This is a genomic window from Pseudomonas sp. 1L-C-7-B-C1 (assembly GCF_057291635.1).
On the sequence record NZ_JBXAWH010000026.1, the window covers coordinates 1 to 3,581 of the forward strand.

Consider the following 3,581-nt stretch of genomic DNA (forward strand, 5'->3'; position numbering starts at 1 on the left):
GCCGAACGCCTGGAACAGGAGCGTTTAGCCAACCTGATTCCCAAGCCCCATGAGCGTTTTCAGACCAACGAGCTGAGCTTCGTGCGGCCGGAGAGCTTCAAGGACAAGACCTTTCACGTATTTACCTTAACTGATATTGGGCCGAGTCCCCTATCAATAGTTATCGGTCGTACGCCCGTAGATGGTTCTACGGATTTGGAGGTAGTGGCGCAGCAGTTGATCACCGACTTGAAAAAAACGTTATCGCATCTGGAATGGATCGAGGCGCTTTGCCCTGCAGAAATTGCTGGCGTTGAAGCGCGTCGGGTCGAATTCAAATGGCGGCAACAAGGGCAGCTAATCTATCAGTTGCAACTTCTATTTTTGCATCAGGATGAGCATCAACAGCCGCTTCTGATCCAGATCACCGGTACCAGTAACGACCCTGCAGGAATGAACGATGAAGAGCGTGCAGCTTTCTATTCTGTTATAGACACGCTGGAGTTACGGCACCCTCCGCTGGAAGATGAGGTCACTTTGGCATGACTCAGGCTGCTCGTGTAGGGGATCCTATTGAGCACTCCGCAGCTCTTACCGGACTCATCGCGGGATTGGCTATCGGGGCTGTAGCATCAGCATTAATTGTAGGTACAGGTGGACTGGCTGCCATTGCATTTGTTGGTGCCGGGGCGGCAATGGGCGCCGGCGTGGGGGAAGTGCTAGGTGGCCTTGATATGTTCACAAACGATGCGGGCCAAATCACAACGGGCTCCGCCAACGTGAAAATAAACGGAAGGGCGGCAGCGCGAGCCCACTTAGATACCGCTAACTGTCAGAAGCACTCCGGCGCTCCGAAGATTATTGGCCAAGGTAGTCATACCGTTTACATAAACGGCGTACCCGCGGCAAGGGTCGGAGATCGTACGATATGCGACGGAAAGATCCGCGCTGGCTCTGGCAATGTGAATATTGGTGGAGAAACCGAAACAACCGACGCGATTGATCCTGAAGTGCCTGAATTGCTGCAGAATACCATTTTTGCGATTGGTCTTGGATGCGCGCTCGCGGTGGCGGGCCCGTTGGTAGTAGGGGTGGGTATTATCGGCGCATTAGTAGGTGAGAGAGGTGCCGGGTGGATTGGTGGTGAAATATTTGGCGAAGGGACCGACGGACAAAAAATTTCGGCATTAATGGGAGGGATCATTGGAGGGGGATTAGCCGCTAGGGGAGGCGTGGCTTTTGATCGTAGCTTTAAGCTTATAAACAAGGGCGCAGGTTCTAACCTTGGAAATGTTGGTGTGCGGCCGAAAACACCTTCGGATAAACCTTCAACTTGGTCAAAGTTTAAATATCGTCGCGGGACATTCCGTAAAGGGGTAAGGGAGTCTGTGTGGGAGAAAGCGAAAACAGATAGCCCAGATGGAATTGTGCGTGATCCAGTTACCGAGTCTCCTATGAATAAGGCCGAGCCTTGGGATATGGGTCACAAGCCAGGCTACGAGCATTGGAAACACGTGAAGAGCGCTGAAGAGCGCGGTCTGACTAGGAAAGAGTTTCTTGACGAATTCAATAAGCCAGGTCACTATAGGCCTGAACTCCCATCGTCAAATCGAAGTCATGCTGGCGAATTATCTTCAGATACATACTTAGGGCCTTAAGATGTCTACTCCAAGTGACCAGCGTCGCGCAGTAGCTAAACATACTCTTCAAGTTTTCAAAGGCGAGCTAAAAGTTCAAGTCTACTACGACGACAATAGAACATTGTCAGTCGAGTTGCTTACGACGCTTGATTCAGTGCATAAGGGTGTCAAGTCAATTGGGTCCATAGGTCTTTCTGAAATTTCGTTGCTTGATGCAGACGGCGACGAGTTTGGGACTCGTGTGGAATTATGTGCTGCGGCGCTAACTCCCGAAATATATTGGGAGAACGCTGTCGCTTCAGCCGCTTTCTTCATTCAAAAGCGCAAAGAAGCTGTGATGCCTGGAGATGTAGTTCCGAACATATTTCAGGACTATCTGCCCGATCCTATTATGCCTCACATCTATTTAACTGTGCCCTATATTTGGAATGATGCTCACTTTCCAGAGTTAAGCTTTAAAAATTTAAAGATTAATTGGTTACAGTGCATCGCGATTTATGAGGTTGAAAGAGTATTCATCGAAAAATTTGGTGGTGATGCGTTTGATGACTTGCTTTCCGAGCAGGAGATCAATACCTTGGATGCTCAAAGGCTACCAGTGAAGTTTGATTGATCTCATGTGTTCAATTGTGTCTCTTGCTAATGGGCATCTATGATGTCGTCGTTCGTTGGGATTATATAAAATTGTGAACATTTGGTCGTTTTGCTGAGTCTAAGCGGCCAAACATCCTTATAAATAAAGTTGCTCATATCTGGTAGTAAGCGTTGGGTGCGAATTTATGCGTTCCGATGCTGTTTGTATGGGTCGAATATTTAGCTCGGCTGCTGTCGCCTGATCGTCCAGTCGGAATGTTAATGCCTTTATTCAAATATGCTGAATGCTTGATCTCCGAAGTTGGTTTAGATGTCCTTTACTTATTTTCAAGCGAGGGCGCTGGCGGAATTTTGTCATCGTTCCACTTAAGCTGATATATCGCAAAAGCGCTACACCTACATCACCCAATACCGTGAAACCGACTTCAACTTCGTCCAGCGCTTGCTTGAAGAAGAAGGGATGTTTTACTACTTCGAGCACACCGCCGAAGGCCACACCATGATCATCTGTGACGACTCCAGCATGCTGGAACCGTTGCCCGAGCAACCGCAGATCCGCTTCCACACCGCGTCCGTCACCGAGACCGCAGACTCCATCACCCAGTGGAGCGGCAACCGCCAGTTGCAGGCGGGCAAGATGGCCGTGCAGACGTTCGACTACCGTCAGCCCAACAACCGTCTGCCCGTCGGGATGAACAGCCTGAACAAACAGGGCGATGTCGAGACGTTCGAGATCTACGACTTCCCTGGCCAGTACACCCACGGCACCTACGACGAGGGCGAAACGCTGTTGCGCCTGCGCATGGAAGCCCTGGAAATACGCGGCAAGAAGTTCGAAGGGGCGAGCAACTGCCGCGCGATGAAGCCCGGTTACACCTTCGAGCTGGTGCAGCACTACGACCACGATCAAGGCTCCGCCGACGATCGTCAGTTCCTGCTGATGGGCGTCGAAAGCGAAGGCCACAACAACTACCTGAATGGCCATCAGGCGAGCTACTACAACACCTTCTCCTGCGTGCGCAAAAAGATTCCCTTCCGCCCGCAACTGTCCACCCCACGCCCGACCATCTCTGGGCCACAGACCGCCATCATCGTCGGCCCGCCGGGCGAAGAAATCTTCACCGACGAACTCGGTCGCGTCAAAGTCCAGTTCCACTGGGACCGCAACGGCAAGTACAACGATCACAGCTCCTGCTGGGTCCGCGTCGCCCAGTCCGGCGCCAGTGGCGGCTTCGGCAGCATTCAGATCCCGCGTGTGGGCGATGAAGTGGTTGTGGTTTTCCTGGACGGCAATCCGGACCGCCCGCTGATCATGGGCAGCGTCTATAACAGCAAGAACACCCCGCCGTGGTCGTTGCCGGCGAACAA

At 51.8% G+C, this 3,581-nt stretch carries 3 protein-coding genes and 1 pseudogene; all 4 read left to right on the top strand.

Annotated features, from left to right (window positions below; all coding sequences use genetic code 11):
- A partial coding sequence (locus tag AC0Z8Z_RS25155; RefSeq protein WP_485620939.1) for a DcrB-related protein occupies nucleotides 1–525 on the top strand: 525 nt, incomplete at its 5' end.
- Nucleotides 522–1,637, top strand: coding sequence for a GH-E family nuclease (locus AC0Z8Z_RS25160; RefSeq protein ID WP_485620940.1), 1,116 nt, complete (start codon nucleotides 522–524; stop codon nucleotides 1,635–1,637). The genes AC0Z8Z_RS25155 and AC0Z8Z_RS25160, both read left to right, overlap by 4 nt.
- 1 nt (nucleotide 1,638) lies before the next feature.
- Nucleotides 1,639–2,232, top strand: coding sequence for a suppressor of fused domain protein (locus tag AC0Z8Z_RS25165; protein WP_485620941.1), 594 nt, complete (start codon nucleotides 1,639–1,641; stop codon nucleotides 2,230–2,232).
- A gap of 366 nt (nucleotides 2,233–2,598) precedes the next feature.
- Nucleotides 2,599–3,581, top strand: a pseudogene (gene tssI, locus AC0Z8Z_RS25170) (type VI secretion system tip protein TssI/VgrG); the annotation flags it as partial.